The organism is Micromonospora sp. NPDC057141 (assembly GCF_042670805.1).
GTDB lineage: Bacteria > Actinomycetota > Actinomycetes > Mycobacteriales > Micromonosporaceae > Micromonospora.
The window spans coordinates 13,155-34,990 of record NZ_JBHUVA010000012.1; the positions used below are offsets into that span (position 1 = coordinate 13,155).

The following is a 21,836-nucleotide window of genomic DNA, read 5'->3' on the forward strand; positions in this document are numbered from 1 at the left end:
GCAAAGTCCACACACTCGCGGCCCCCCGCGCAAGTGGCGCACCGGGTGGAACGGAATTTACCGTGCCAGCAGCGTACGGGCACCCTGGGTGATGGCATCTTCGGTGACCAGCACCTGACGTGCTGCCGGACCTAATGGTACAAAAGAGTCAACTGCGGCCACCCGCCGCGCCGCACCGACGTACCCGCCGTCGACCAGCGCCGCGAGCACCCCCTCGCCGACCCCTCCGGAGCGGCGGGTCTCGTCCACGACCAGCACCCGGCCGGTCGCCGAGGCCTCCCGGACGATGTCCGCGACCGGCAGCGGCGCGATCCAGCGCAGGTCGACCACGCGACTGCCGACCCCCTCGTCGGCCAGGGTGGCGGCGGCGCGCAGCGACATCGACACCCCGTTACCGAAAGTGACGATCGTGACGTCCTCGGCGGAGCCGACGCCGTACACCCGGGCCCGGCCGATCGGCGCGTGGCCGGCGGCCCACGCGCCCGGCTCGGCATAGTCGGCCAGCCACTCGCCGTCGCCCTCGGCGTACAGGCCGCGGGTGTGGTAGAGCGCGATCGGCTCCACCAGGACGCAGACGCTGCCGTCGACCGCCGAGCTCGCCAGGCAGGTACGCACCATCGCGGCGGCGTCGTCCGGCCGCGCCGGCACCGCGATCACCAGCCCGGGCACGTCCCGCAGCACGGCCAGCGAGTTGTCGTTGTGGAAGTGCCCGCCGAAACCCTCCTGGTACGCCAGCCCCGGCACCCGCACCACCATCGGGTTGCGGAACGCCCCCGAGGAGAGGAACCGCATCGTCGCCGCCTCGCCACGCAGCTGGTCCTCGGCGTTGTGCAGGTACGCCAGATACTGGATCTCCGGCACCGGCAGCAACCCGGCCAGCCCGGCGCCCAGCCCGAGCCCGAGGATCGACGTCTCGTCGAGCAGCGTGTCGAAGACCCGCGCCGCGCCGTACCGGTCGCGCAGCCCCTTCGTCACCCCGTACACCCCGCCCCTGGCGGCGACGTCCTCGCCGAAGACGACCATCCCCGGGTGATCGAGCATGCCGTCGGCGAGGGCGGCGTTGATGCTCTGCGCCAGGGTGAGCGGGCCGGCCGCCTCGGGCAGCCGGCCGCCGAACACGTCCGCGCGGGCCGCCGCGCCGGGCCCGCCGGCCCGGGCCGCCGCGTCGGCGACCGCGCGGGCCACCCGGGCCGGGCGGCGGGGCGCGATCTCGGCGACCACCTCGGCCGCGGAGGCGAGTTTCGGTTCGCCGAGCACCTCCTCGGCGATCCGGCGTACCTGCCAGCCGCGCTCGTCGTAGCGGGCCAGCAACTCCCCGGCCGTGGCGACGCCCGCCTCCACCAGAAGCCGGGCGGTGGCCAGCACCGGATCCCGGTCCAGGTCCGCGGCGATCTCGCCGGAGCTGCGGTACGCGGTCTCGGCGTCCGCCCCGGCGTGCCCCATCAGCCGCACGGTGGTCAGATGCAGCACGGCTGGCCGCCGGTGCCGGCGCACCCAGCCGGCCGCCTCCACCGCCGCCTCGTACGCCCGCACCGGGTCCGTGCCGTCGGCGGAGAAGTAGCGGATGCCCGGCTTGGCCCGCAGGGTCGCCTCCACCCAGCCCTTCGGGGACCGGACGCTGCTGCCGAGCCCGTTGTCCTCGCAGACGAAGAGCACCGGGATGCGCAGGCCGGTGTGGTCGTACCAGCCGGCGGTGTTGAACGCGGCGGCGGCGCTGGCATGGTTGACCGAGGCCTCGCCGAACGAGCAGACCACGATCGCGTCCGGCGGCCACGGCGAGCGGGGCGGCTGCCCGACGTCGCCGAGCGGGTCCGCCCCGGCGCGCCGCCCGACCGCGTCGCGGCGGCGCAGCCGCTCCAGGGCCAGCCCCGCGCCGACCGCCCGGGGCAGGTGCGAGGCGATGGTGGAAGTGGTCGGGACGATCGCGAGGTCGGCCCGGCCGAAGACCTTGTGCCGGCCCCCGGCGATCGGCTCCCGGGCCGAGGCGACCATCCCGCGCAGCACGTCCCGGGCCGCCCCGGCGTACGCGTCCTCCCGGCCGGCCGCACCGTCGCGGCCCACCGCCGCACCGTCGGCCGCACCGTCCGCGGCCTGCGCCTCGGTCGCGGTCGCGGCCTCGGCCGGAGGCTCCGCCCCGGAGACGGTGGCCTCCCCATCGGGTGCCGGGACGGCGGTCTCCCCCTCCGGCCCCGGGAAGGCGACCTCCCCGGCGGCCTGAGCGGCGCGCAGGCAGTAGAACGCGCCCGAGCGGTAGTGCAACAGGGCCGGGTCGCCGGGGCGCAGCGCGGCGGCGACCGCGGCGTTGCCCTCGTGGCCGGCGGAACCGATGGTGTAGAAGCCCTCGCCGAAGCTGCGTAGCCACCGCCCGGCGAGGTCCAACTGCCGGCTGGTGGCCTGGGCGTCGAAGAGGTCCAGCAGTTGCGCCCCGGTCAGCGGTGCGTCGTCGCGGACCCGCTCGGCCGGGTCACGTCGCCCGGGCGCGGCGGCGAGCCCGGCGAGGGCCTCCCGGAACCGGTCGTCGAGATCTTGCGGGGTGGTCACGTCCGACAGCATTACCGACGCGGCGGCCGGTCGCCCACTCAGACACGGCCCGCCCGGGACGGGTCGCGCTCGCCGCTGTCCCCGGGGCTGGTCACCGCGAGGCGCACTCCTCGGGGCAGCCCCCGTCGAAGCCCGGTCCGGGCAAGGAGGGGCCCCTTGTTAACGCCTGCGGTAGAGAAGGGTCCCCTTCTCACCCTCGCTCCCCCGCCGGCACCCCTCCCACCGGTCCCGCCCGCTCCCGCCCAGCGGGTGTTAACAGGGGCCCCTGTTCGACAAAAAGCGATAACAAGGGGCCCTTCACTTCCACCTCACGGCCATCGGCGGATGCGCGGCCTGCTCTCCGGCGCGGCCGGCGCGGTGGCCGGGCTGCCCGTGGCGGCCGGCGCGGCGCCGGCCCCGTGGAGCCTGCCGTCGGCGCTGGCCATGTCGCCTCGTCTCCTGCTCGCAGTAACGAGTACGAGAAGGGCACGTACACCCCTGAGGAGTCGGCACGCGGGGTGTCTGTCAGCCGGGCAGGAACGAGAAGCGGACCTTGCGGGTGGGGTTGTCGCTGTTGGTGTCGACCAGGCAGATCGACTGCCAGGTGCCGAGCGCGAGCCGCCCGTCGATCACCGGCAGGGTCGCGTACGGGGGGACGAGGGCGGGCAGCACGTGGTCGCGCCCGTGCCCGGGCGAGCCGTGCCGGTGCCGCCAGCGGCCGTCGGTGGGCAGCAGGTCGTCAAGTGCCCGGAGCAGGTCGTCGTCGGAGCCGGACCCGGTCTCGATGACGGCGAGGCCGGCGGTGGCGTGCGGCACGAAGACGTGCAGCAGGCCGTCGCCGGCGCCGGAGACGAACCGTTCCGCCTCGGCGGTGAGGTCCCGGACGGTCGGTCGGGAGCCGGTCTGGACGGTGATCACCTCGGTGCGCATAGGGCGCATTCTGCCGCCGTGGCCCTGGGCTGTCAGCCGGGACCGGTCTGCTCGGCCGGGGCCCGCGCCGGTCCAGCGTCGGTCAGCCGGGGCCCGGGTCGCCGGCCCCGCGCCGGCCGCCGGCGCGGCTGAGCAGCACCAGGCCTGCGGCGAGCAGGGCCAGGCCGAGCAGCCCGACCGGGGCGGCGTCGAGTTGGCCGCCGGCGAGACCGAGCACCGACAGCAGGAGGGTGAGCGCTCCGGCCAGCACGAGTGCGCTCGCCACGGCTCGCAGCATCGTCATGGGTCGACGGTAGGAGACGCCCGCAAGTCGCTCGAAAGTTACCGGCGGGTACCTGTGTTGAGCGTCGCGTCTGGGGGAGCCAGACGTGACGAAAAGCGTCGACAGAAGGCAGGATGAACGTCTAGAGACCTATCCCACACACAACCGAGGGAACGCCTGTGGCCACGGAACGCAAGCGCCCGGTGATCACCGCCGGTCTGCCGAGCCAGCTTCCGGACATCGACCCCGAAGAGACCGGCGAATGGGTCGAGTCACTCGACGGTGTCATCGACGAGCGTGGAACCAAACGCGCCCGGTACGTGATGCTGCGCCTGCTGGAGCGCGCGCGGGAGCGCCAGGTCGGGGTGCCGTCGCTGACCACCACCGACTACATCAACACCATTCCGCCGGAGCGCGAACCGTGGTTCCCGGGTGACGAGCACATCGAGCGGCGGCTCCGGGCGTACGTCCGGTGGAACGCGGCGATGCTGGTGCACCGCGCGCAGCGCCCGGAGATCGGCGTCGGTGGGCACATCTCGACGTTCGCCAGCTCCGCATCGCTCTACGAGGTGGGCTTCAACCACTTCTTCCGGGGCAAGGACCACCCGGGCGGCGGCGACCACATCTTCTACCAGGGCCACGCCTCGCCGGGCATGTACGCGCGGGCGTTCCTGGAGGGGCGGCTGAGCGAGAACCAGCTCGACGGGTTCCGCCAGGAGCTGTCCCACCCGGGCGGCGGGCTGCCGTCGTACCCGCACCCGCGGCTGATGCCGGACTTCTGGGAGTTCCCGACCGTCTCGATGGGCCTCGGCCCGCTGAACGCGATCTACCAGGCCCGGTTCAACCGCTACCTGCACCACCGGGGCATCAGGGACACCTCGCAGCAGCACGTGTGGGCGTTCCTCGGCGACGGCGAGATGGACGAGGTCGAGTCGCTCGGCGCGATCGGCGTGGCCGCCCGCGAGGAGCTGGACAACCTCACCTTCGTGATCAACTGCAACCTCCAGCGGCTCGACGGCCCGGTCCGGGGCAACGGCAAGATCATGCAGGAGCTGGAGGCGTTCTTCCGGGGCGCCGGCTGGAACGTCATCAAGGTGGTCTGGGGCCGCGAGTGGGACCCGCTGCTCGCCGCCGACACCGACGGCGCGCTGGTCAACCTGATGAACACCACGCCCGACGGCGACTACCAGACCTACAAGGCGGAGTCCGGGGCGTACGTGCGGGAGCACTTCTTCGGCCGGGACGCGCGGACCCGCAAGATGGTCGAGGGGCTCACCGACGACGAGATCTGGAACCTCAAGCGGGGCGGCCACGACTACCGCAAGCTCTACGCGGCGTACAAGGCGGCGATGGAGCACACCGGCCAGCCGACGGTGATCCTGGCCAAGACGATCAAGGGCTGGACGCTCGGCTCGCACTTCGAGGGCCGCAACGCCACGCACCAGATGAAGAAGCTGACGCTGGACGACCTGAAGCTGTTCCGCGACCGGCTCTACCTGGACATCTCGGACAAGACGCTGGAGGAGAACCCCTACCTCCCGCCATACTTCACCCCGGGCGAGAAGTCCGACGAGATCGCGTACCTGCGGGAGCGGCGGGAGCAGCTCGGCGGTTACCTCCCCTCGCGGCGGACCGCCGGCAGGAAGCTGGCGATCCCGGGCAGCGAACGGTTCGCCGACGTCAAGCGCGGCTCGGGCAAGCAGAAGGTGGCCACCACGATGGCCTTCGTCCGCCTGCTCAAGGACGTGATGAAGGACAAGGAGTTCGGCAGGCGCTGGGTGCCGATCATCCCGGACGAGGCCCGCACGTTCGGCATGGACTCGCTGTTCCCGACGCAGAAGATCTACTCGCCGCACGGCCAGCGCTACACCTCGGTCGACCGGGAGCTGTTCCTGTCGTACAAGGAGTCGACGACCGGGCAGATCCTGCACGAGGGGATCAACGAGGCGGGCTCGGTGGCCTCGTTCACCGCGGCCGGCACCGCGTACGCCACGCACGGCGAGCCGATGATCCCGCTGTACATCTTCTACTCGATGTTCGGCTTCCAGCGCACCGGCGACGGGTTCTGGGCGGCGGCCGACCAGATGGCGCGGGGCTTCGTGCTCGGCGCGACCGCCGGGCGGACCACGCTGAACGGTGAGGGCCTCCAGCACGAGGACGGCCACTCGCTGCTGCTCGCCGCCACCAACCCGGCGGTGGTCGCCTACGACGCGGCGTTCGCGTTCGAGCTGGCGCACATCATGGAGAACGGCCTGCACCGGATGTACGGCGAGCGGCCGGAGAACATCTTCTACTACCTGACGGTCTACAACGAGCCGATCCACCAGCCGGCCGAGCCGGCCGACGTGGACGTCGAGGGGCTGCTCAGGGGAATCTACCGCTACTCCCCCGCGCCGAAGGTGGAGGGCGGCGGCCCGAGGGCCAACATCCTGGCCTCCGGCACCGGCATGCAGTGGGCGCTCAAGGCGCAGCAGCTGCTCGCCCAGGACTGGGGGGTGGCCGCCGACGTGTGGTCGGTGACCTCCTGGTCGGAGCTGCGCCGCGACGCGGTGGAGTGCGAGGAGCACAACCTGCTCAACCCGGGCGCGGAGCAGCGGGTGCCGTACATCCAGCAGAAGCTGGCCGACGCCGACGGGCCGAAGGTCGCGGTCAGCGACTGGATGCGCGCCGTACCGGACCTGATCGCCCGCTGGGTACCGGGCGACTACACCTCGCTCGGCACCGACGGGTTCGGCATGTCCGACACCCGGCACGCGCTGCGCCGGCACTTCCACGTCGACGCCGAGTCGGTGACGGTCGCGACACTGCGGCAGCTCGCCCTGCGCGGCGCGGTGCCGGCCCGGGTGCCGGCCGAGGCGGCGAAGAAGTACGCCATCGACGACGTCAACGCGGCGCCGGTCGGCGAGACGGGCGGCGACAGCTAGCTCGCGGACGCGACCCGAGGGGCCCGGCGCGATGTGCCGGGCCCCTCGGCGTGCCGGGCCCCTCGGCGTGCCGGCGGTGGTATGACCCGACCGGTATCCCCCACCATCTTGCCCCGACCACCAGGCGAACCCATTCTTCTCGATAGATGCCGCCGACGGTGGGGAGACGCCATGCGAGTCGTCCGAATCGGAGTCGCCCTGGCGGTCGGCGTCCTCGCGGCGTCGCTGCTCGGGTCGGGCCAACCCCTGGTCGCGCACTCGCCGGACACGCCCGCCGGGCGCGCCTCGGCACAGGAGTTCATGGCGCAGCGGGAGCCGACCCAGCGGTTGGCGGCCACGGCGGCGGCCACCTGCACCGGCGGTCAGGCCGCCGGCTACCCGTGCCGCAACGTCGACCTGTTGTCGTTCCTGCCGCTGGCCGACATCGGCGGCAGCCAGGCCAACGACATCTGGGGCTGGACCGACAGCCTGACCGGCCGGGAGTACGCGCTGGTGGGACGGCGCAACGGCACCTCGTTCGTCGACGTGTCCAACCCGACGGCCCCGGTCTACCTGGGCAGCCTCCCCGCGTACCAGAACCGCACCGCGATCTGGCGCGACATCAAGGTCTACCGCGACCACGCGTACGTGGTGGCCGACGTGTCGAGACACGGGATGCAGGTGTTCGACCTGACCCGGCTGCGCGGTGTCACCACCCCGCAGACCTGGACGGCGGACGCGCGGTACGGCCAGTTCGGCAACTCGCACAACATCGCCATCAACGAGGAGACCGGGTACGCGTACGCGGTCGGCACGAACACGTGCAGCGGCGGGCTGCACATGATCGACATCCGGACCCCGAAGTCGCCGGTCTCGGCCGGCTGCGTCAGCACCGACGGGTACACCCACGACACCCAGTGCGTGGTCTACCGGGGCCCCGACACCGCCTACACCGGGCGGGAGATCTGCGTGAACTCCAACGAGGACACCGTCACGGTGGTGGACGTGACCACCAAGTCGGCACCCCGGCAGCTGTCCCGCATCGGCTACACCGGGCAGGCGTACACCCACCAGGGGTGGTTCACCGATGACCAGCGGTACTTCCTGCTCGACGACGAGCTGGACGAGTCCCGGCGCGGGGTGAACACCCAGACGTACCTGTGGGACCTGGCCGACCTCGACGCGCCCCGGCACATCGGCACCTACAGCGCGCCCGCCGGGGTGGCGGCCACCGACCACAACCAGTACGTCAAGGGCAGGTACAGCTACCAGGCCAACTACCGGGCGGGGCTGCGCATCCTGGACCTGACCGAGGCGGCCAGCGGCCGGGCGACCGAGGCCGGTTACTTCGACATCTACCCGTCGAGCAACAGCAGCTCGATGAACGGGGCGTGGAGCACGTACCCGTACTTCCCCAGCGGGATCGTCGTGGTCAGCGGCATCGAGCAGGGGCTCTTCGTCCTCGCGCCCCGGCTGCCGTGACGACGACGCAACGCCGGTTGACCCTGGTGGAGACGCCCCTGGCGGGCCACCCCCACCAGGGGGACGCGCAGGCCCCGCCCCCGGCCGGTCGGATCGCCCGGGCCGTGGCGGCGGGGCTGGTCCTCGCCCTCACCCTCGCGCTCGGCTTCGCGGCGGGCCGGTTCGGCGGCCCGCCCGCCCCGGCGCGGACGGTGACGCCCGGTCCGGCCGGGCACGCCGACCACGAGCCGGCCGGGTTGCAGCTGTCCCGGGACGGCTACACCCTCGCCCTGGACACCACCGCCCTGACCGCCGGCCGGGCCGGGGAGCTGGCGTTCCGGATCACCGACGCGGCGGGCCTGCCGGTGACCGCCTTCCAGCCGATCCACGAACGGCTGATGCACCTGGTGCTGGTGTCGCGGGACCTGACCGGCTACCAGCACGTGCACCCGGAGCTGGGCGCGGACGGCACCTGGCGGGCGGCGGCCGGCCCGGCGGCGGCCGGCCCGCTGCGGGCGATCGCCGACTTCTGGCCCGTCGGCGCGGCACGCCAGGTGACGCTCGGGGCGGACGTCGCGGTGCCCGGCCGGTACGCGCCGAGGCCACCGGAGCAGCCGCAGGAGACCGTCGTCGTCGACGGGTACACGGTCACTCTCGACGGCGGCCTGCGCCCGGGCGAGGCGAACCAGGTCCTGGTGTGGCTGGGCCGCGACGGCCGGCCGGTGAACGACCTGCAACCGCACCTGGGTGCGTACGGGCACCTGGTCGCGTTGCGCCACGGCGACCTGGCCTACCTGCACGTGCACCCGGCGGCGGCGAGCCGGCCGAGTTCCGTGGTGGCGTTCGGGATGCAGGTGCCCTCGGCGGGCACGTACCGCCTCTTCTTCGAGTTCCGGCACCTCGACGTGGTGCACGTGGCCGCCTTCACGGTGACGGCCTGACGGCCTGACGGCCCCGGCACCGGCACCGGCACCGGCACCGGCACCGGCACCGGCACGATGTGACGGCGGTGGTCCGCCACGCCCCTGGGCGGGACGCGCCGGCCACCGCCGTCGCGGATGGCGCCGTGAGACGTGCCCCGCTCAGCCGACGGCGGCCAGGTCGGTCAGCCGGGCCAGCGAGTCCTCCAGGTCGGCGCCGACCCGCCGCAGCCCGAGCCGGAGGAGGGCGGCCTTGACCGGGCCGGCGGGCCAGCGTACGACGATGAGCCGCACGATGGTCCCGCCCTCCTCCTCGTCCGCGGTGAGCTGGACGTAGATCTCGGTGCGGGCCTCGGCCCGGGCACCGGCGCCCTTGGCGCGTTCCCGCCAGCCGATCAGGGTCGGCTCCTGGTAGGCGATCACCTCGGCCTCGTGCGCCGACCCGCGCCCGGCCTGGACCAGTTGTCGCCGGCCGAAGCCCTCCCCCGAGAGGACCTCCGCCGCACGAACTCCCGCCAGCCAGGCCGGCAACTGCTCGGCCCGCTGCACGACTTCCCAGACCGCTTCCACCGGCGCCATCACGTGCGCACTACGTTCGACGAGGATCATTTTCGTTCTTTCCCCCACTGAGGACATCCGCGATATTCGGCACTCTATGCGCTAAATCGGACTTAAGCGGACGACTTCGGAAAAGACACGCCGAAAACCCTTGCGCCCCGATCACCGCCGGACTATGGCGCAAACCCCGTCCGCGGCCTAGAGTCCGAACACGTTTCACGTTCTCCGGCCGGCCGGCCGGCGGCCGTGGGACGTCGCGCGTCCCGCGCCCGCGGACGCCGCCGGCCCCTGTTCGCCTGGAGTGCGCATGACCACCGAGCCGCTGCCCGAGTTCCCGGCCGGATTCCGCTGGGGAGTCTCCACCTCCGCGTACCAGATCGAGGGCGGGGCGACCGCCGCCGGCCGGGGGCCCTCCATCTGGGACACGTTCGCGCACACCCCCGGGCTGATCGCCGACGGCAGCACCGGCGACGTCGCCTGCGACCACTGGCACCGGCACGCCGAGGACGTCGCGCTGATGGCCGGGCTCGGCGTGTCGGCGTACCGGTTCTCGGTGGCCTGGCCCCGCGTCCAACCCGGCGGCACCGGGCCGGCCAACGCCGACGGCCTGGACTTCTACGACCGGCTCGTCGACGACCTGGCCGCCGCCGGGATCGACCCGGTCGCCACCCTCTACCACTGGGACCTGCCGCAGCCCCTCCAGGACGCCGGCGGCTGGCTGCACCGCGACACCGCCGCCCGGTTCGCCGAGTACGCCGACCTGGTCGCCGCCCGCCTCGGCGACCGGGTGCAGCTGTGGATCACCCTCAACGAGCCGTTCATCCACATGAGCCTCGGCTACGGCACCGGCGAGCACGCCCCCGGCTCCACACTGCTGTTCGACGCGTTCCCGGCGGCCCACCACCAGCTCCTCGGGCACGGGCTGGCCGTCGCCGCGCTGCGCGCCCGCACCAGCGGCCCGATCGCCATCGCCAACAACTACTCGCCGGTGCGGCCGGCCGGCGGCACCGACGCCGACCGGGCCGCCGCCTCCGCGTACGACGCGCTGCACAACCGGCTCTTCACCGACCCGCTGCTCGGCCTCGGCTACCCCGACCTGCTCGACCTCGACCCGGGGCTCGTCCGCGGCGACGACCTCGCGGTCATCGCCGCGCCGATCGACGTGCTCGGCGTCAACTACTACAACCCCACCGGGGTACGCGCGCCCGAGGCCGACTCGCCGCTGCCGTTCGAGCTGGTGGAACTCGCCGAGTACCCGCGCACGGCGTTCGGCTGGCCGGTCGCCCCCGACGGGCTGCGCGAACTGCTCACCGGCCTGCGCGACCGGTACGGCGACCGGCTGCCCCCGATCCAGGTCACCGAGAACGGCTGCGCGTACGACGACGTACCCGATGCCGAAGGCCGGGTCCACGACCCGGACCGGATCGCCTACCTCGACGCCCACCTGCGCGCCCTGCGGGCCGCGATCGACGACGGCGTGGACGTCACCGGCTACTTCGTCTGGTCGCTGCTGGACAACTGGGAGTGGGCGGAGGGCTTCACCAAGCGCTTCGGCCTCGTGCACGTCGACTTCGGCACGGGGGCGCGCACGCCCAAGTCGTCGTACGCCTGGTTGCGCGACGCCGTGCTCCGGCCCGGCGCGGTCGCGGCGACGCCCGGCACCGCGTCCGCCCGCCGCGTCACATCCGACGCCGACGCGGAGTAGCGCCGTGACCACCGTCGACCCGACGCCGGCGTCGCTGCCCGCCGCGCTCGCCGAGCCGACCGTCCCGGTCCGGCGGAGCTGGATCGCGCTGATCTTCGCGGCGAACCTCGGGGTCTGGATGGCCTTCTTCACCCCGATCCAGGTGCTGCTGCCCCAGCAGATCGAACGGATCGCCCCCGGCGACAAGGAGGCCATGTTCGCCGTGGTCACCGGCCTCGGCGCGCTCGCCGCGGTGCTGGCCAACCCGCTCGCCGGGGCGCTGTCGGACCGCACCTGCCTGCGGCTGGGCGGCCGGGAGCTGGGCCGCCGGCACGTCTGGACGGCTGGCGGCGCGGTGCTCGGCGCGCTCGCCCTGGTGCTGCTCGCCCGGCAGGACACCATCGCCGGGGTGGCGGTCGGCTGGGTGGCCGCCCAGGTCTGCTTCAACGCGATGCTGGCCAGCCTCACCGCCGGCATCCCCGACCGGGTGCCGGTGCTCCAGCGCGGCGGCGTCTCCGGCTGGGTGGGCATCCCGCAGTCGCTCGGCCTGGTGCTCGGCGCGGTGCTGGTGACCGCCGTGGTGACCGGCAACGCCGCCGGGTACGCCACGATCGCGCTGGCCGTGCTGCTGCTGGCGCTGCCGTTCGCGCTGCTCACCGGCGACGACCCGCTGCCCCGCGAGCACCGGCCGCCGCTGCGGGCGCGCGCGCTGCTCGCCTCGATGTGGATCAGCCCGCGCCGGCACCCGGACTTCGCCTGGGCCTGGCTCACCCGGTTCCTGGTGCAGCTCGGCAACGCGCTGGGCACCCTGTACCTGCTGTACTTCCTCGCCGACGGGGTGCGCTACCCCGACCCCGAGGGCGGGCTGCTGGTGCTGATCCTGCTCTACACGCTCGGGATGATCCTCACCGCCGTGGTCTCCGGCCGGCTCTCCGACCGCTCCGGCCGGCGGAAGGTCTTCGTGATCACCTCCGGGCTGGTGATGGCCGTGGCCGCGCTGCTGCTGGCCGCCGCGCCGGTCTGGCCGATGGCGATGGTCGCGGCGGTGCTGCTCGGCGCGGGCTACGGCGTCTACCTGTCGGTGGACGCGGCGCTGATCACCGAGGTTCTCCCGGCGGCCACGAACCGGGCCAAGGACCTCGGGGTGATCAACATCGCGAACTCCGCGCCGCAGGTGCTCGGCCCGGCGCTGTCCGCCCCGATCGTGGTGCACCTGGGCGGCTACCCGACCCTGTACGCGGCCACCGCGGTGGTCACCGTCGTCGGCAGCGCGCTGGTGGTCAAGATCCGTGGCGTGGCGTGACGGTGGAGATCAAGGGGCCCCTCCTTTGACCGCTGGCCGGCGGCCGTAGGCTGGGGGACGTGACGGTACGTGTACGCTTCGCCCCCTCCCCGACCGGAATGTTCCACGTCGGCGGCGCCCGCTCGGCCCTGCAAAACTGGATCTTCGCCAGGCAGCAGGGCGGGGTGTTCGTGCTCCGCGTCGAGGACACCGACGCGGCCCGCAACAGGCCGGAGTGGACCGAGGGCATCCTGTCGGCGCTGGACTGGATCGGCATCGCCCGGGGCAGCTACGAGGGCCCCCACTTCCAGTCGTCGTACGCCGCCGAGCACCGGGCCGCAGCGCAGCGGCTGCACGAGGGCGGCCGGGCGTACTACTGCGACTGCACCCGCGACGCCGTGCAGGCGCGCACCGGCTCGCAGTACCAGGGCTACGACGGCTTCTGCCGTGACCGGGGCCTGGCGGCGGGCGAGGGGCGGGCGCTGCGCTTCCGCACGCCGGACACCGGCGAGACGGTGGTGGTCGACCTGATCCGGGGCGAGCCGACGTTCGAGAACAGGCTGATCGAGGACTTCGTGATCGCCCGGGGCGACGGGTCGCCGGTGTTCCTGCTGGCCAACGTGGTCGACGACATGACCATGGGGATCACCCACGTGATCCGGGCCGAGGAGCACCTGCCCAACACGCCGAAGCAGCAGCTGCTCTGGGACGCGCTGGGCGTCAAGCCGCCGATCTGGGCGCACGTGCCCGTGGTGGTCAACGAGAAGCGGCAGAAGCTGTCCAAGCGGCGCGACAAGGTAGCCCTGGAGGCGTACCGGGACGAGGGTTACCTCGCCGCCGCGATGCGCAACTACCTCATGCTGCTGGGCTGGGCACCGTCGGGCGACCGGGAGATCGTGCCCTGGTCGGTGATCGAGGACGAGTTCCGGCTGGAGGAGGTCAATCCCTCCCCCGCGTTCTTCGACGAGAAGAAGCTGCGCGCGTTCAACGGCGAATACATCCGGGCGCTGCCGGTCGACGAGTTCGTGGCCGCCTGCCGGCCGTGGCTGACCGGCACCGGCACCATCGCGCCGCCGCCGTGGCAGCCGGAGGAGTTCGACGCCGCCGCGTTCGCCGCCGTGGCCCCGCTGGCCCAGACCCGCATCGCGGTGCTCAGCGAGATCGTGCCGAACGTCGACTTCCTCTTCCTGGCCTCGCCGAGCATCGAGGAGGCCGCGTGGGCGAAGGCGATGAAGGAGGGCGCGGCCGAGCTGCTCGACGCGGCGGTCGCGGCGTACGAGGGGCTCGCGTCGTGGGACGCGGACTCGCTGAAGGCCACGCTGGAGGCGGTCGGCGCGGAGCGCGGCCTCAAGCTCGGCAAGGCCCAGGCGCCGGTCCGGGTGGCGGTCACCGGCCGCACCGTCGGCCTGCCGCTGTTCGAGTCGCTGGAGGTCCTGGGGCGCGAGCGCACCCTCGCCCGGTTGCGCGCCGCCCGCCTGCGCCTGCCCTGATCGGGCACGCGACGCCCGCCTTGATCGGGTACGCGACCGCGGGGGCCGCCGGTGACCGGTGAGCCCCCGCGCGTCTCGGGTCGGGACCGGTCAGGTGCCGGCGCGGCGGCGGCGCACGACGAACCCGACGGCAGCGGCGGCGAGCAGCAGCACGCCACCGCCCAGCGCCCAGAGCCAGCCGGGCGGGCCTTGGTCGCTCGACTCGCTGGCGACCGGTGCGGCGCTGCCGGGGCTGTCCGTGGCCGCGCCGGCCGACGACGGCGCGGCCGACGGCGGCACGGACTCCGGCGCGGTGGCCGACGGCGACGGGGGCTCCGCCGGGGTGCCGGTGGTGAGGGTGAACCGCACCTCGCCCTTGATCGGGTGACCGTCGGCGGACGCGAGCTGATACCCGACGATGTAGAGGCCGGCCGCCCCGGGCGCGAACGGGATCCGCACCCGCGAGCCGGAGAAGGTCGGCTCCCCGCCGAGGGCGGCCACGTTGTCCGGCCCGGTGACTGTGATCTTCGTCGTACCCGGGTTCGGCTTCGCCAGGAAGCGGAGCTCAATCCGCTCGGGCGCGGTGGCGATCCGCGCGCCATTCGCCGGGTTGCTGCCGCTCAGCGAATTGTGCGCGGCGGCCGGCGACGCCGGGAGCACGAGCGACACACCGAGCGCCACGCCGAGAACGGCCACCAAGGTACGCGCCGCGCGTGGGAACTTGCCCCCCATGAACACCTCCGTAAAGGTACTATCCGCCCGCTGATCTACGGCTGACTGATTAGTCGAGCTGAGATCGCAGATAGTTCCAATTCCCGATCCAACAGCTGCAACCGATCGACGTTCTGCGCAGTCTTTCAGGTGGGCGCCCCGCCCTGCGGGCATGGTCACCGCCATCGACCGGCCAAAACGTGACCTGCAGCGAAGCCATCCAAATCGAACGGGGCGAGGAGGCGGCGATGGTCCGACAGGTACGGCGATTGTGCAGGGTGGCGGCGGGAGCGCTGCTGGCCACGGCGCTGGCGACGACGCTGGCGGGGCCGGTCCGGGCGGCCCCGGCGACGGGCGCGGCGACGACGGGCGCGGCGCTGGCCGACGCGGCCGCCGCCGCCAGCGCGGCGCTGGCCGGCAGAGTGCCGAAGCAGACCCTCCCGGCCGGTGTGGACATCACCGGCGAGGGGCTGACCGAGCCGCTGCGGCTGCGGGCCACCGCCCACCCCGTCGAGGTGGTCGCGGTCGTCGACCAGGTGAGCTGGCTGGGCCGCACCGGGGCGGCCAGCGGGCCGAAGCCCGCCGACCTGGGTCCGAAGTACACGGTGGTGGTGCTGGTCGGGGAGATCGCCACCCAGACGTACGACCTCTACCCGCTGGCCAAGGGCGGCCCCCGGGTCTACCGGCCGGCGAAGCAGCCGGACCCGGCCCGCAAGGAGAAGGCCGGCTGGTTCCTCGGCCGACTCAGCATGTCCGAGACGCTGCGGACGGTCGGGGTGCCGCTGGAACGGCAGCTCGACACGGTCAGCGGCGGCGTCGGGGGCGGCGAGCGGGTGCTGCCCGACGAGTCGCTGAACCCGGCCGGCGACATCGACGAGGCGCTCGACGAGTTGCAGCGACTGCTGCTGCTCAACGTCGGGGTGATGCTGGTGATCACCCTCGGGCTGGCCGGGATCGCGCTGCTGATCCGCCGCCGTACCCGCTGACGGGCGCGGCCCCGGTCCCGTGCCGGTCGGCGCGGGGCCGGCGCGGTCTCAGCCCCAGAGGGTCTGTCTCAGCACCAGCGGCGCGGCGGGCGCTCCCGACGGACGGCCCGGTGCCGGGGGCGGACCGGGCCGTGCCGGTGCGCGCCGGCCCAGCCGGGCTGGTCGCTGCGGCAGGCCGCGACACGGCCCGGCTCCTCGTCGGCGGGCGGCTCGGCGGCGCGCTGGCGGGGCACCTGGGCGTCCTCGTCGGCCGGCGATCCGCCCCGGCCGCAGGTCGGCTCCGCGGCCCGGCCACAGGTGGGCTCGGCGGGATGGGCCGCCCCGGTGAGCCGGCGGGCATGCTTCGCCGCCGCGGGATCGTGGTGACCCGGCCGGCAGGACTCCCCCTGGGCGCAGCCCGGCTCGGCCTCCCCGTGCGCCATCCCGGTCTCCTCACGCTCTTCCTCGCCCGCCGGCCGGTCCCTGGCCCACGTGCCCTGTCACCGTACTGGGGTGGGCGGACACGCCGTGCGGCGCGTACCCCACCTCAGGGGCGGGACGGCGCGGGGTGAGAGGGGTCCCCTTCTCTACCGGGGGCGTTAACAGGGGGCCCCTCCTTTCTGCAAGGCTGGTGGGGTGAGCGAGCCGGGCGGGATCGAGCTGTCGGCCACGCTGCGCCGCATCGAGCGGGCGGCGGGGGCGCTGGCCACCGCCAGCGTGGCCCGGATGGACGAGACGCTGCCCTGGTTCCGGACGCTGCCGGCCGACCAGCGGTCCTGGGTGATGCTGGTGGCCCAGGCCGGCGCCCGGTCGCTGGTGCAGTGGCTGCGCGAGGGCGGAGGCACGGCGGACAGCACCCAAGAGGTCTCCGACGAGGTCTTCGCCACCGCCCCGCTGGCCCTGGCCCGCTCGATCAGCCTCCAGCAGACCGTGGCGTTGATCAAGGTGACCATCGACGTGGTCGAGGAGCAGGTGGGCACCCTCGCCGCCGAGGGCGAGGAGCAGCAGCTGAGGGAGGCGGTGCTGCGCTTCTCCCGGGAGATCGCCTTCGCCGCCGCCCGGGTCTACGCGCGGGCCGCCGAGTCGCGCGGCTCCTGGGACGCCCGGTTGCAGGCCCTGCTGGTCGACGCGCTGCTGCGCGGGGACTCCCCGGACGTGCTGGCCAGCCGGGGCGCGGCGCTGGGCTGGTCGGACGCGCCGCCGGTGGCGGTGGTGGTGGGCCGGTCCCCCGGCGGCGAGGTGGCCGCCGTGCTGCACACCGTCCACCGGCTGGCCCGGCGCGTCGGCGTCGAGGTGATCGGCGGGGTGCACGGCGACCGGCTGGTGATCGTGCTCGGCGGCGCGGCCGACCCGATGACGGCGACGGGGAAGCTGCTGCCCGCGTTCGGGGAGGGGCCGGTGGTGGTCGGGCCGGCGGTGCCGAGCCTCGACGAGGCGACCGACTCGGCCCGCGCCGCGCTGGCCGGGTTCCGCGCGGCCCCCGCCTGGCCGACCGCGCCGCGCCCGGTGCCGGCCGGTGACCTGCTGCCCGAGCGGGCCCTCGCCGGGGACGCCGAGGCGCGTCGCCGGCTGCGCCACGACGTGTACGCGACGCTGGCCCGGGCGGGCGGCGAGCTGCTGGAGACCCTGGACGCCTTCTTCGCGGCCGGTGGCACGCTGGAGAGCGCGGCCCGGGCCCTGTTCGTGCACCCCAACACGGTGCGCTACCGGCTGCGGCGGGTCGCCGACGTGACCGGCCTGTCGCCGCTGACCCCCCGGGACGCGTTCGCGCTCCAGGTGGCGCTGACCGTCGGGCGGCTTGATCCGGTGGTGCCCGTCGTGACACCTCAGCCAATAACGGCAACAAACAGACAAACCTCCTCAAAGAGATGATCACGGTCACCTATTTCTGTAGGGTTCCTCCAAAGGTTCTAGTGCGGTTTGGTTGCGGCCGGTAACACCGTGACTGGCGAGTATCCGGAAGAGTCATAGGCGTGCTCGCCGTACTCTCACCGGGACAGGGTTCCCAGAAACCCGGCTTCCTGACACCGTGGCTCGACCTGACCGGCGCCGAGGCACGGCTGCGGTGGTGGTCGGCGCTGGCCGGCGTCGACCTGGTCCACCTGGGCACCACGGCCGGCGCCGAGGAGATCCAGGACACCGCCCGGACCCAGCCGCTGCTGGTCGCCGCGGCCCTGCTCGCCGCCGAGCACCTGCCGATGCACGACGTCACCCTCACCGCCGGGCACAGCGTCGGCGAGCTGGGCGCGGCAGCGCTGGCCGGGGTCCTGCCGGCCGAGACCGCGATCACCCTCGCCGGGGTGCGCGGCCGGGAGATGGCCGCCGCCTGCGCGATCGAGCCGACCGGCATGGCCGCCGTGCTGGGCGGCGACACCGACGAGGTGCTCGCGGCCCTCGACAAGCACGGGCTGCACGCGGCCAACCGCAACGGCGCCGGCCAGATCGTCGCCGCCGGATCGGGCACCGGCCTGGACGCGCTCGTCGCCGAGCCGCCCACGAAGGCCCGGGTCGTCCGGCTGAAGGTGGCCGGCGCGTTCCACACTCCATACATGGCCCCCGCCGAAGCCGCCCTGGCCGGGGTGGCCGCCGGGATCACCCCGGCCCGCCCGGCCCGCATCCTGCTGTCCAACCTCGACGGCACGGCCGTCGAGCACGGCCGGGAGCTGGTGCAACGGCTGGTCCGCCAGGTCACCTCGCCGGTGCGGTGGGACCTGTGCATGCGTACCCTGGCCGACCTCGGCGTCACCGGCGTGGTCGAGCTGCCGCCGGCCGGCACCCTGGCCGGCCTGATCAAGCGGGAGCTCAGCGACTCGCTGCCCGAGATCGTCACCCTGAAGACGCCGGACGACCTGCCCGCCGCCCGCGCCCTGATCGCCCGGCACGGGTCGGCCACCCGCCCCGCGCCGGCCACCCGGTTCCGGGTCGTGACGGCCCCCGCACCGGGCGCCTTCCAGCCGGCCGAGGGGCTGGCCGAGGGCCAGTCACTGAAGGTCGGTCAGGTCATCGGCCACGTCGTCACCGGGCGCGGCCCGGTCGAGGTGACCGCACACGACGGCGGCCCACTCACCGAGTGGCTCGCCCACCACGACGCCCCGGTCGCGCCGGGTCAGCCGCTCGCCCGGATCGGGGGTCACTCATGACAGGTAGCCGAATTCTCTCGCTGGGGCACTACCAGCCCTCCCGGATCGTCACCAACGACGACATCGCCCAGTTCGTCGAGACCAACGACGAGTGGATCAGGGACCGCGTCGGCATCGCCAGCCGCCGCATCGCCGGCGACGAGACCGTGTCCGACATGGCGGCGGCCGCCGCCGGCAAGGCGCTGGCCAACTCCGGCCTCACCGCCGCCGACATCGATCTCGTCGTGGTCGCCACCTGCACCTCGATCGACCGCAGCCCGAACGTCGCCTGCCGCGTCGCCGCCAAGCTCGGCATCACGGCGCCCGGCGCGTACGACATCAACACCGCGTGCTCGGGCTTCGCATACGCCCTGGGGACCGTGGACCACGCGATCCGGGCCGGGGCGTCGCGCAACGCGATCGTCATCGGCGCGGAGAAGCTCTCCGACTTCACCGACTGGACCGACCGCTCCACCTGCATCATCTTCGGCGACGGCGCCGGCGCCGCGGTGGTCACCGCCACGGCCGAGGGCGAGCCGGCCGGGGTCGGCCCGGTGGTCTGGGGCTCGGTGCCGGACAAGAGCGACGCCGTACGCATCGAGGGCTGGCGGCCGTACGTCAAGCAGGAGGGCCAGACGGTCTTCCGCTGGGCCACCACGGCACTGGCCCCGCTGGCCCTGCAGGCCTGCGAGCGGGCCGGGGTCGCGCCGTCCGAGCTGGCCGCGTTCGTGCCGCACCAGGCCAACGGCCGGATCATCGACGGCATCGCCAAGCGGCTCGGCATCCCCGACGCGATCATCGCGAAGGACATCGTCGAGTCCGGCAACACCTCGGCGGCGAGCGTGCCGCTGGCCCTGTCCAAGCTCATCGAGCGGCGGGAGGTGCCCTCGGGCGCCCCGGTGCTGCTCTTCGGCTTCGGCGGTGGCCTGACCTACGCCGGTCAGGTCGTCCGCTGCCCCTGATGTCCGGCCCCCACCGGGGCCGTTCGCCCGCCGGCGGCACGCGCCGCGCGGCGAGTCCCACCTTATGAGAGGAACGCACCAACCATGACCCGTGACGAGATCACCGCCGGCCTCGCCGAGATCCTCGAAGAGGTTGCCGGGGTGAACCCGGACGACGTGGCCGAGGGCAAGTCCTTCACCGACGACCTCGACGTCGACTCGCTCTCGATGGTGGAGGTCGTGGTCGCCGCCGAGGAGAAGTTCGGCGTCAAGATCCCCGACAACGAGGTCCAGAACCTGAAGACCGTGGGCGACGCCGTCAGCTACATCGAGGCGCAGTCCTGACATGAGTCGTCCCGACGTCGTCGTCACCGGGATCGGCGCGACCACCCCGCTGGGCGGGGACGTCGCGTCGACCTGGGACGCCATGCTCGCCGGCCGCTCCGGGGTGGGTCCGCTCACCCAGGAGTGGGCGGCGCAGCTGCCGGTCCGCATCGCCGCGCAGCTCGCCGTCGACCCGTCCGAGGTGCTGGACCGGGTCAAGCTGCGCCGGCTCGACCGCTCCGAGGCCATCGCGATCATCGCGGCCTGGCAGGCGTGGGCGGACGCGGGCCTCGCCGACTCCGGGGTGGACCCGGAGCGGCTGGCCGTCAGCGTCGGCTCCGGCATCGGCGGGGCCACCACCCTGCTCGCCCAGGACGACATCCTGGAGACGTCCGGCGCCCGCCGGGTGTCCCCGCACACCATCCCGATGCTGATGCCGAACGGCCCCGCCGCCTGGGTGGGGCTGGAGCTGGGCGCGAAGGCCGGCGTGCACACGGTCGCCAGCGCCTGCGCCACCGGCGCGGAGGCCATCGCCCTCGGGCTGGACATCATCCGCTCCGGCCGGGCCGACGTGGTGGTGGCCGGCGGCACCGAGGCGGTCATCCACCCGCTGCCGATCGCCGGGTTCGCCTCCATGCGGGCCATGTCCACCCGCAACGACGAGCCCGAGCGGGCCTCCCGCCCGTGGGACACCGGCCGCGACGGCTTCGTCCTCGGCGAGGGCGCGGGCGTGCTGGTGCTGGAACGCGCCGAGCACGCCGCCGCCCGGGGCGCCCGGGTGTACGCGCGGCTGGCCGGCGCGGGGATCACCTCCGACGCGTACGACATCGTGCAGCCGCACGCGGAGGGCGAGGGCGCGATCCGGGCCATCAAGAAGGCCATCGCGGACGCCGACATCGCCCGTGAGGACATCGTGCACGTCAACGCGCACGCCACCTCGACGCCGGTCGGCGACATGCTGGAGATCGGCGCGCTGCGCGCCGCGCTCGGCGACCACCCGGTGATCACCGCCACCAAGTCGATGACCGGGCACCTGCTCGGCGCGGCCGGCGCGCTGGAGTCCATCGCCACCATCCTGGCGATCCGCGACGGTGTGGTCCCACCGACGATCAACCTGGACGACCCGGACCCGGGGCTGGACATGGACGTGGCCGCGCACAAGGCGCGGCACCTGGAGGTCCCCGCCGCGCTGAACAACGCGTTCGGCTTCGGCGGCCACAACGTGGCCCTGGTCTTCACCCGCCCCTGAAGTGCAAGGAAGGGCCCCCTGTTGACGCTTTCTGCATAGCAGGGGGCCCTTCTTAACGCCGTGCCTCGGCTGCACCCCGGGCGCGCTCGGGAGTTCTAGGGGCGGTTGCGGGGGTGCTGGCGCGCCTGACGTTCGTTGCCCCGACGGTAGTTGCCGGTCCACCTGGCCATCACCGGTTGCGGGTCGTCGTCGACCTCGGCGAGGAACTGCGCCGCCCGTCCGCCCCGCAACGTCCCGGCGACCCGCCCATGGTGCGTGATCACCACCGACCCGTCCGCCCGTTCGGCGTACGCGAATCCCTGCGCCTCTGCCACGCCCGGCACCCTCCCATCCCCGCCCCCACCGCGCATCCGATTTCGGCTGCGGCGCAGGCGTTGCGCTCTGGCGAGGGCGGTGCGGGCGTACGCCTCGGTCTGGAGCAGCCCCGGCACGATCGTCGCCTGGAAGCAGCGCAGCGAGCTGGCCTCCCCGCTCCACCTCCGCCCACTGTGGCTGTGCCGGACGTGCCTGGCCCCGTGGCCCTGCCCGCAGGCCCGCG

18 protein-coding genes and 2 pseudogenes are annotated in these 21,836 nt (G+C 73.7%); 12 read left to right on the top strand and 8 right to left on the bottom strand.

Annotated elements, in window-relative coordinates:
• Positions 1 to 57: 57 nt before the first annotated feature.
• From ACFT41_RS10150 to ACFT41_RS10160, 3 genes are all read right to left on the bottom strand, one after another.
• Positions 58 to 2,553: a transketolase C-terminal domain-containing protein gene (locus ACFT41_RS10150; RefSeq protein ID WP_377613792.1), complete on the bottom strand. Its 2,496-nt coding sequence runs from the start codon at positions 2,551 to 2,553 to the stop codon at positions 58 to 60.
• A 492-nt stretch (positions 2,554 to 3,045) separates the two neighbouring features.
• A complete protein-coding gene (locus ACFT41_RS10155) occupies positions 3,046 to 3,450 on the bottom strand; it encodes a secondary thiamine-phosphate synthase enzyme YjbQ (RefSeq protein ID WP_377587857.1) in 405 nt (134 codons plus the stop codon).
• 82 nt (positions 3,451 to 3,532) lie between these two features.
• Positions 3,533 to 3,733 carry a hypothetical protein gene (locus tag ACFT41_RS10160; protein WP_377587858.1) on the bottom strand — a complete coding sequence of 67 codons (201 nt, stop codon included), beginning with the start codon at positions 3,731 to 3,733 and terminating at the stop codon, positions 3,533 to 3,535.
• 158 nt (positions 3,734 to 3,891) lie between these two features.
• On the opposite strand from ACFT41_RS10160, the gene aceE reads away from it, so the two are divergent.
• The 3 genes from aceE to ACFT41_RS10175 all read left to right on the top strand — a co-directional run bounded on the left by aceE (position 3,892) and on the right by ACFT41_RS10175 (position 9,017).
• Positions 3,892 to 6,636 carry a pyruvate dehydrogenase (acetyl-transferring), homodimeric type gene (aceE, locus tag ACFT41_RS10165; RefSeq protein ID WP_377587859.1) on the top strand — a complete coding sequence of 915 codons (2,745 nt, stop codon included), beginning with the start codon at positions 3,892 to 3,894 and terminating at the stop codon, positions 6,634 to 6,636.
• A 171-nt stretch (positions 6,637 to 6,807) separates the two neighbouring features.
• Positions 6,808 to 8,097 (top strand): choice-of-anchor B family protein, encoded by a 1,290-nt coding sequence (locus ACFT41_RS10170; RefSeq protein ID WP_377587860.1) that lies wholly within the window; start codon positions 6,808 to 6,810, stop codon positions 8,095 to 8,097.
• Positions 8,094 to 9,017, top strand: coding sequence for a hypothetical protein (locus ACFT41_RS10175; protein ID WP_377587861.1), 924 nt, complete (start codon positions 8,094 to 8,096; stop codon positions 9,015 to 9,017). Before ACFT41_RS10170 ends, ACFT41_RS10175 begins: the two co-directional genes overlap by 4 nt.
• Positions 9,018 to 9,158: 141 nt before the next feature.
• Here ACFT41_RS10175 and ACFT41_RS10180 read toward each other — a convergent pair whose 3' ends face one another.
• Complete coding sequence (locus ACFT41_RS10180) at positions 9,159 to 9,605, bottom strand: SRPBCC family protein (RefSeq protein ID WP_007072337.1); 447 nt, start codon at positions 9,603 to 9,605, stop codon at positions 9,159 to 9,161.
• Between the two features lie 256 nt (positions 9,606 to 9,861).
• Here ACFT41_RS10180 and ACFT41_RS10185 point away from each other — a divergent pair, with 256 nt between their 5' ends.
• From ACFT41_RS10185 to gltX, 3 genes are read left to right on the top strand one after another with little or no spacing between them, the layout of a single operon-like run.
• Complete coding sequence (locus ACFT41_RS10185) at positions 9,862 to 11,259, top strand: GH1 family beta-glucosidase (RefSeq protein WP_377587862.1); 1,398 nt, start codon at positions 9,862 to 9,864, stop codon at positions 11,257 to 11,259.
• Between the two features lie 4 nt (positions 11,260 to 11,263).
• Complete coding sequence (locus tag ACFT41_RS10190) at positions 11,264 to 12,541, top strand: MFS transporter (RefSeq protein WP_377587863.1); 1,278 nt, start codon at positions 11,264 to 11,266, stop codon at positions 12,539 to 12,541.
• Between the two features lie 59 nt (positions 12,542 to 12,600).
• The gene (gene gltX, locus ACFT41_RS10195) at positions 12,601 to 14,010 is read left to right on the top strand and encodes a glutamate--tRNA ligase (RefSeq protein WP_377587864.1); all 1,410 of its coding nucleotides are present in this window, start codon (positions 12,601 to 12,603) and stop codon (positions 14,008 to 14,010) included.
• A gap of 90 nt (positions 14,011 to 14,100) precedes the next feature.
• Here the strand turns inward: gltX and ACFT41_RS10200 are convergent, their stop codons facing one another.
• Complete coding sequence (locus tag ACFT41_RS10200) at positions 14,101 to 14,721, bottom strand: copper resistance protein CopC (RefSeq protein WP_377587865.1); 621 nt, start codon at positions 14,719 to 14,721, stop codon at positions 14,101 to 14,103.
• A gap of 227 nt (positions 14,722 to 14,948) precedes the next feature.
• Here ACFT41_RS10200 and ACFT41_RS10205 point away from each other — a divergent pair, with 227 nt between their 5' ends.
• Positions 14,949 to 15,686: a hypothetical protein gene (locus tag ACFT41_RS10205; protein WP_377587866.1), complete on the top strand. Its 738-nt coding sequence runs from the start codon at positions 14,949 to 14,951 to the stop codon at positions 15,684 to 15,686.
• 68 nt (positions 15,687 to 15,754) lie between these two features.
• Here ACFT41_RS10205 and ACFT41_RS10210 read toward each other — a convergent pair whose 3' ends face one another.
• On the bottom strand, positions 15,755 to 16,108 hold the full coding sequence (locus ACFT41_RS10210) for a hypothetical protein (protein WP_377587867.1): 354 nt from the start codon (positions 16,106 to 16,108) through the stop codon (positions 15,755 to 15,757).
• Positions 16,109 to 16,286: 178 nt separating this feature from the next.
• Here ACFT41_RS10210 and ACFT41_RS10215 point away from each other — a divergent pair.
• From ACFT41_RS10215 to fabF, 5 genes and pseudogenes are all read left to right on the top strand, one after another.
• A pseudogene (locus ACFT41_RS10215) lies at positions 16,287 to 17,537 on the top strand (PucR family transcriptional regulator); the annotation flags it as partial.
• Positions 17,538 to 17,638: 101 nt separating this feature from the next.
• Positions 17,639 to 18,805: an acyltransferase domain-containing protein gene (locus ACFT41_RS10220; RefSeq protein WP_377587868.1), complete on the top strand. Its 1,167-nt coding sequence runs from the start codon at positions 17,639 to 17,641 to the stop codon at positions 18,803 to 18,805.
• Positions 18,802 to 19,746, top strand: a complete 945-nt coding sequence (locus ACFT41_RS10225) for a beta-ketoacyl-ACP synthase III (protein ID WP_377587869.1) — start codon at positions 18,802 to 18,804, stop codon at positions 19,744 to 19,746. Before ACFT41_RS10220 ends, ACFT41_RS10225 begins: the two co-directional genes overlap by 4 nt.
• Before the next feature lie 84 nt (positions 19,747 to 19,830).
• A complete protein-coding gene (locus ACFT41_RS10230) occupies positions 19,831 to 20,070 on the top strand; it encodes an acyl carrier protein (RefSeq protein ID WP_007072348.1) in 240 nt (79 codons plus the stop codon).
• Between the two features lies 1 nt (position 20,071).
• Positions 20,072 to 21,298, top strand: a complete 1,227-nt coding sequence (gene fabF / locus ACFT41_RS10235) for a beta-ketoacyl-ACP synthase II (protein ID WP_377587870.1) — start codon at positions 20,072 to 20,074, stop codon at positions 21,296 to 21,298.
• Between the two features lie 95 nt (positions 21,299 to 21,393).
• Here fabF and ACFT41_RS10240 read toward each other — a convergent pair whose 3' ends face one another.
• Both ACFT41_RS10240 and ACFT41_RS10245 read right to left on the bottom strand, forming a co-directional pair.
• Positions 21,394 to 21,612, bottom strand: coding sequence for a hypothetical protein (locus tag ACFT41_RS10240; RefSeq protein ID WP_377587871.1), 219 nt, complete (start codon positions 21,610 to 21,612; stop codon positions 21,394 to 21,396).
• A 69-nt stretch (positions 21,613 to 21,681) separates the two neighbouring features.
• A pseudogene (locus ACFT41_RS10245) lies at positions 21,682 to 21,784 on the bottom strand (Scr1 family TA system antitoxin-like transcriptional regulator); the annotation flags it as partial.
• Positions 21,785 to 21,836: the final 52 nt, after the last annotated feature.

What these genes read in the sequence shown, in the direction of transcription:
- ACFT41_RS10150 (WP_377613792.1), bottom strand. Translation starts at nt 2,553, where the DNA reads ATGCTGTCGGACGTGACCACCCCGCAAGATCTCGACGACCGGTTCCGG.
- ACFT41_RS10155 (WP_377587857.1), bottom strand. Translation starts at nt 3,450, where the DNA reads ATGCGCACCGAGGTGATCACCGTCCAGACCGGCTCCCGACCGACCGTC.
- ACFT41_RS10160 (WP_377587858.1), bottom strand. Translation starts at nt 3,733, where the DNA reads ATGACGATGCTGCGAGCCGTGGCGAGCGCACTCGTGCTGGCCGGAGCG.
- ACFT41_RS10170 (WP_377587860.1), top strand. Translation starts at nt 6,808, where the DNA reads ATGCGAGTCGTCCGAATCGGAGTCGCCCTGGCGGTCGGCGTCCTCGCG.
- ACFT41_RS10180 (WP_007072337.1), bottom strand. Translation starts at nt 9,605, where the DNA reads ATGATCCTCGTCGAACGTAGTGCGCACGTGATGGCGCCGGTGGAAGCG.
- ACFT41_RS10185 (WP_377587862.1), top strand. Translation starts at nt 9,862, where the DNA reads ATGACCACCGAGCCGCTGCCCGAGTTCCCGGCCGGATTCCGCTGGGGA.
- ACFT41_RS10200 (WP_377587865.1), bottom strand. Translation starts at nt 14,721, where the DNA reads ATGGGGGGCAAGTTCCCACGCGCGGCGCGTACCTTGGTGGCCGTTCTC.
- ACFT41_RS10205 (WP_377587866.1), top strand. Translation starts at nt 14,949, where the DNA reads ATGGTCCGACAGGTACGGCGATTGTGCAGGGTGGCGGCGGGAGCGCTG.
- ACFT41_RS10210 (WP_377587867.1), bottom strand. Translation starts at nt 16,108, where the DNA reads ATGGCGCACGGGGAGGCCGAGCCGGGCTGCGCCCAGGGGGAGTCCTGC.
- ACFT41_RS10225 (WP_377587869.1), top strand. Translation starts at nt 18,802, where the DNA reads ATGACAGGTAGCCGAATTCTCTCGCTGGGGCACTACCAGCCCTCCCGG.
- ACFT41_RS10230 (WP_007072348.1), top strand. Translation starts at nt 19,831, where the DNA reads ATGACCCGTGACGAGATCACCGCCGGCCTCGCCGAGATCCTCGAAGAG.
- fabF (WP_377587870.1), top strand. Translation starts at nt 20,072, where the DNA reads ATGAGTCGTCCCGACGTCGTCGTCACCGGGATCGGCGCGACCACCCCG.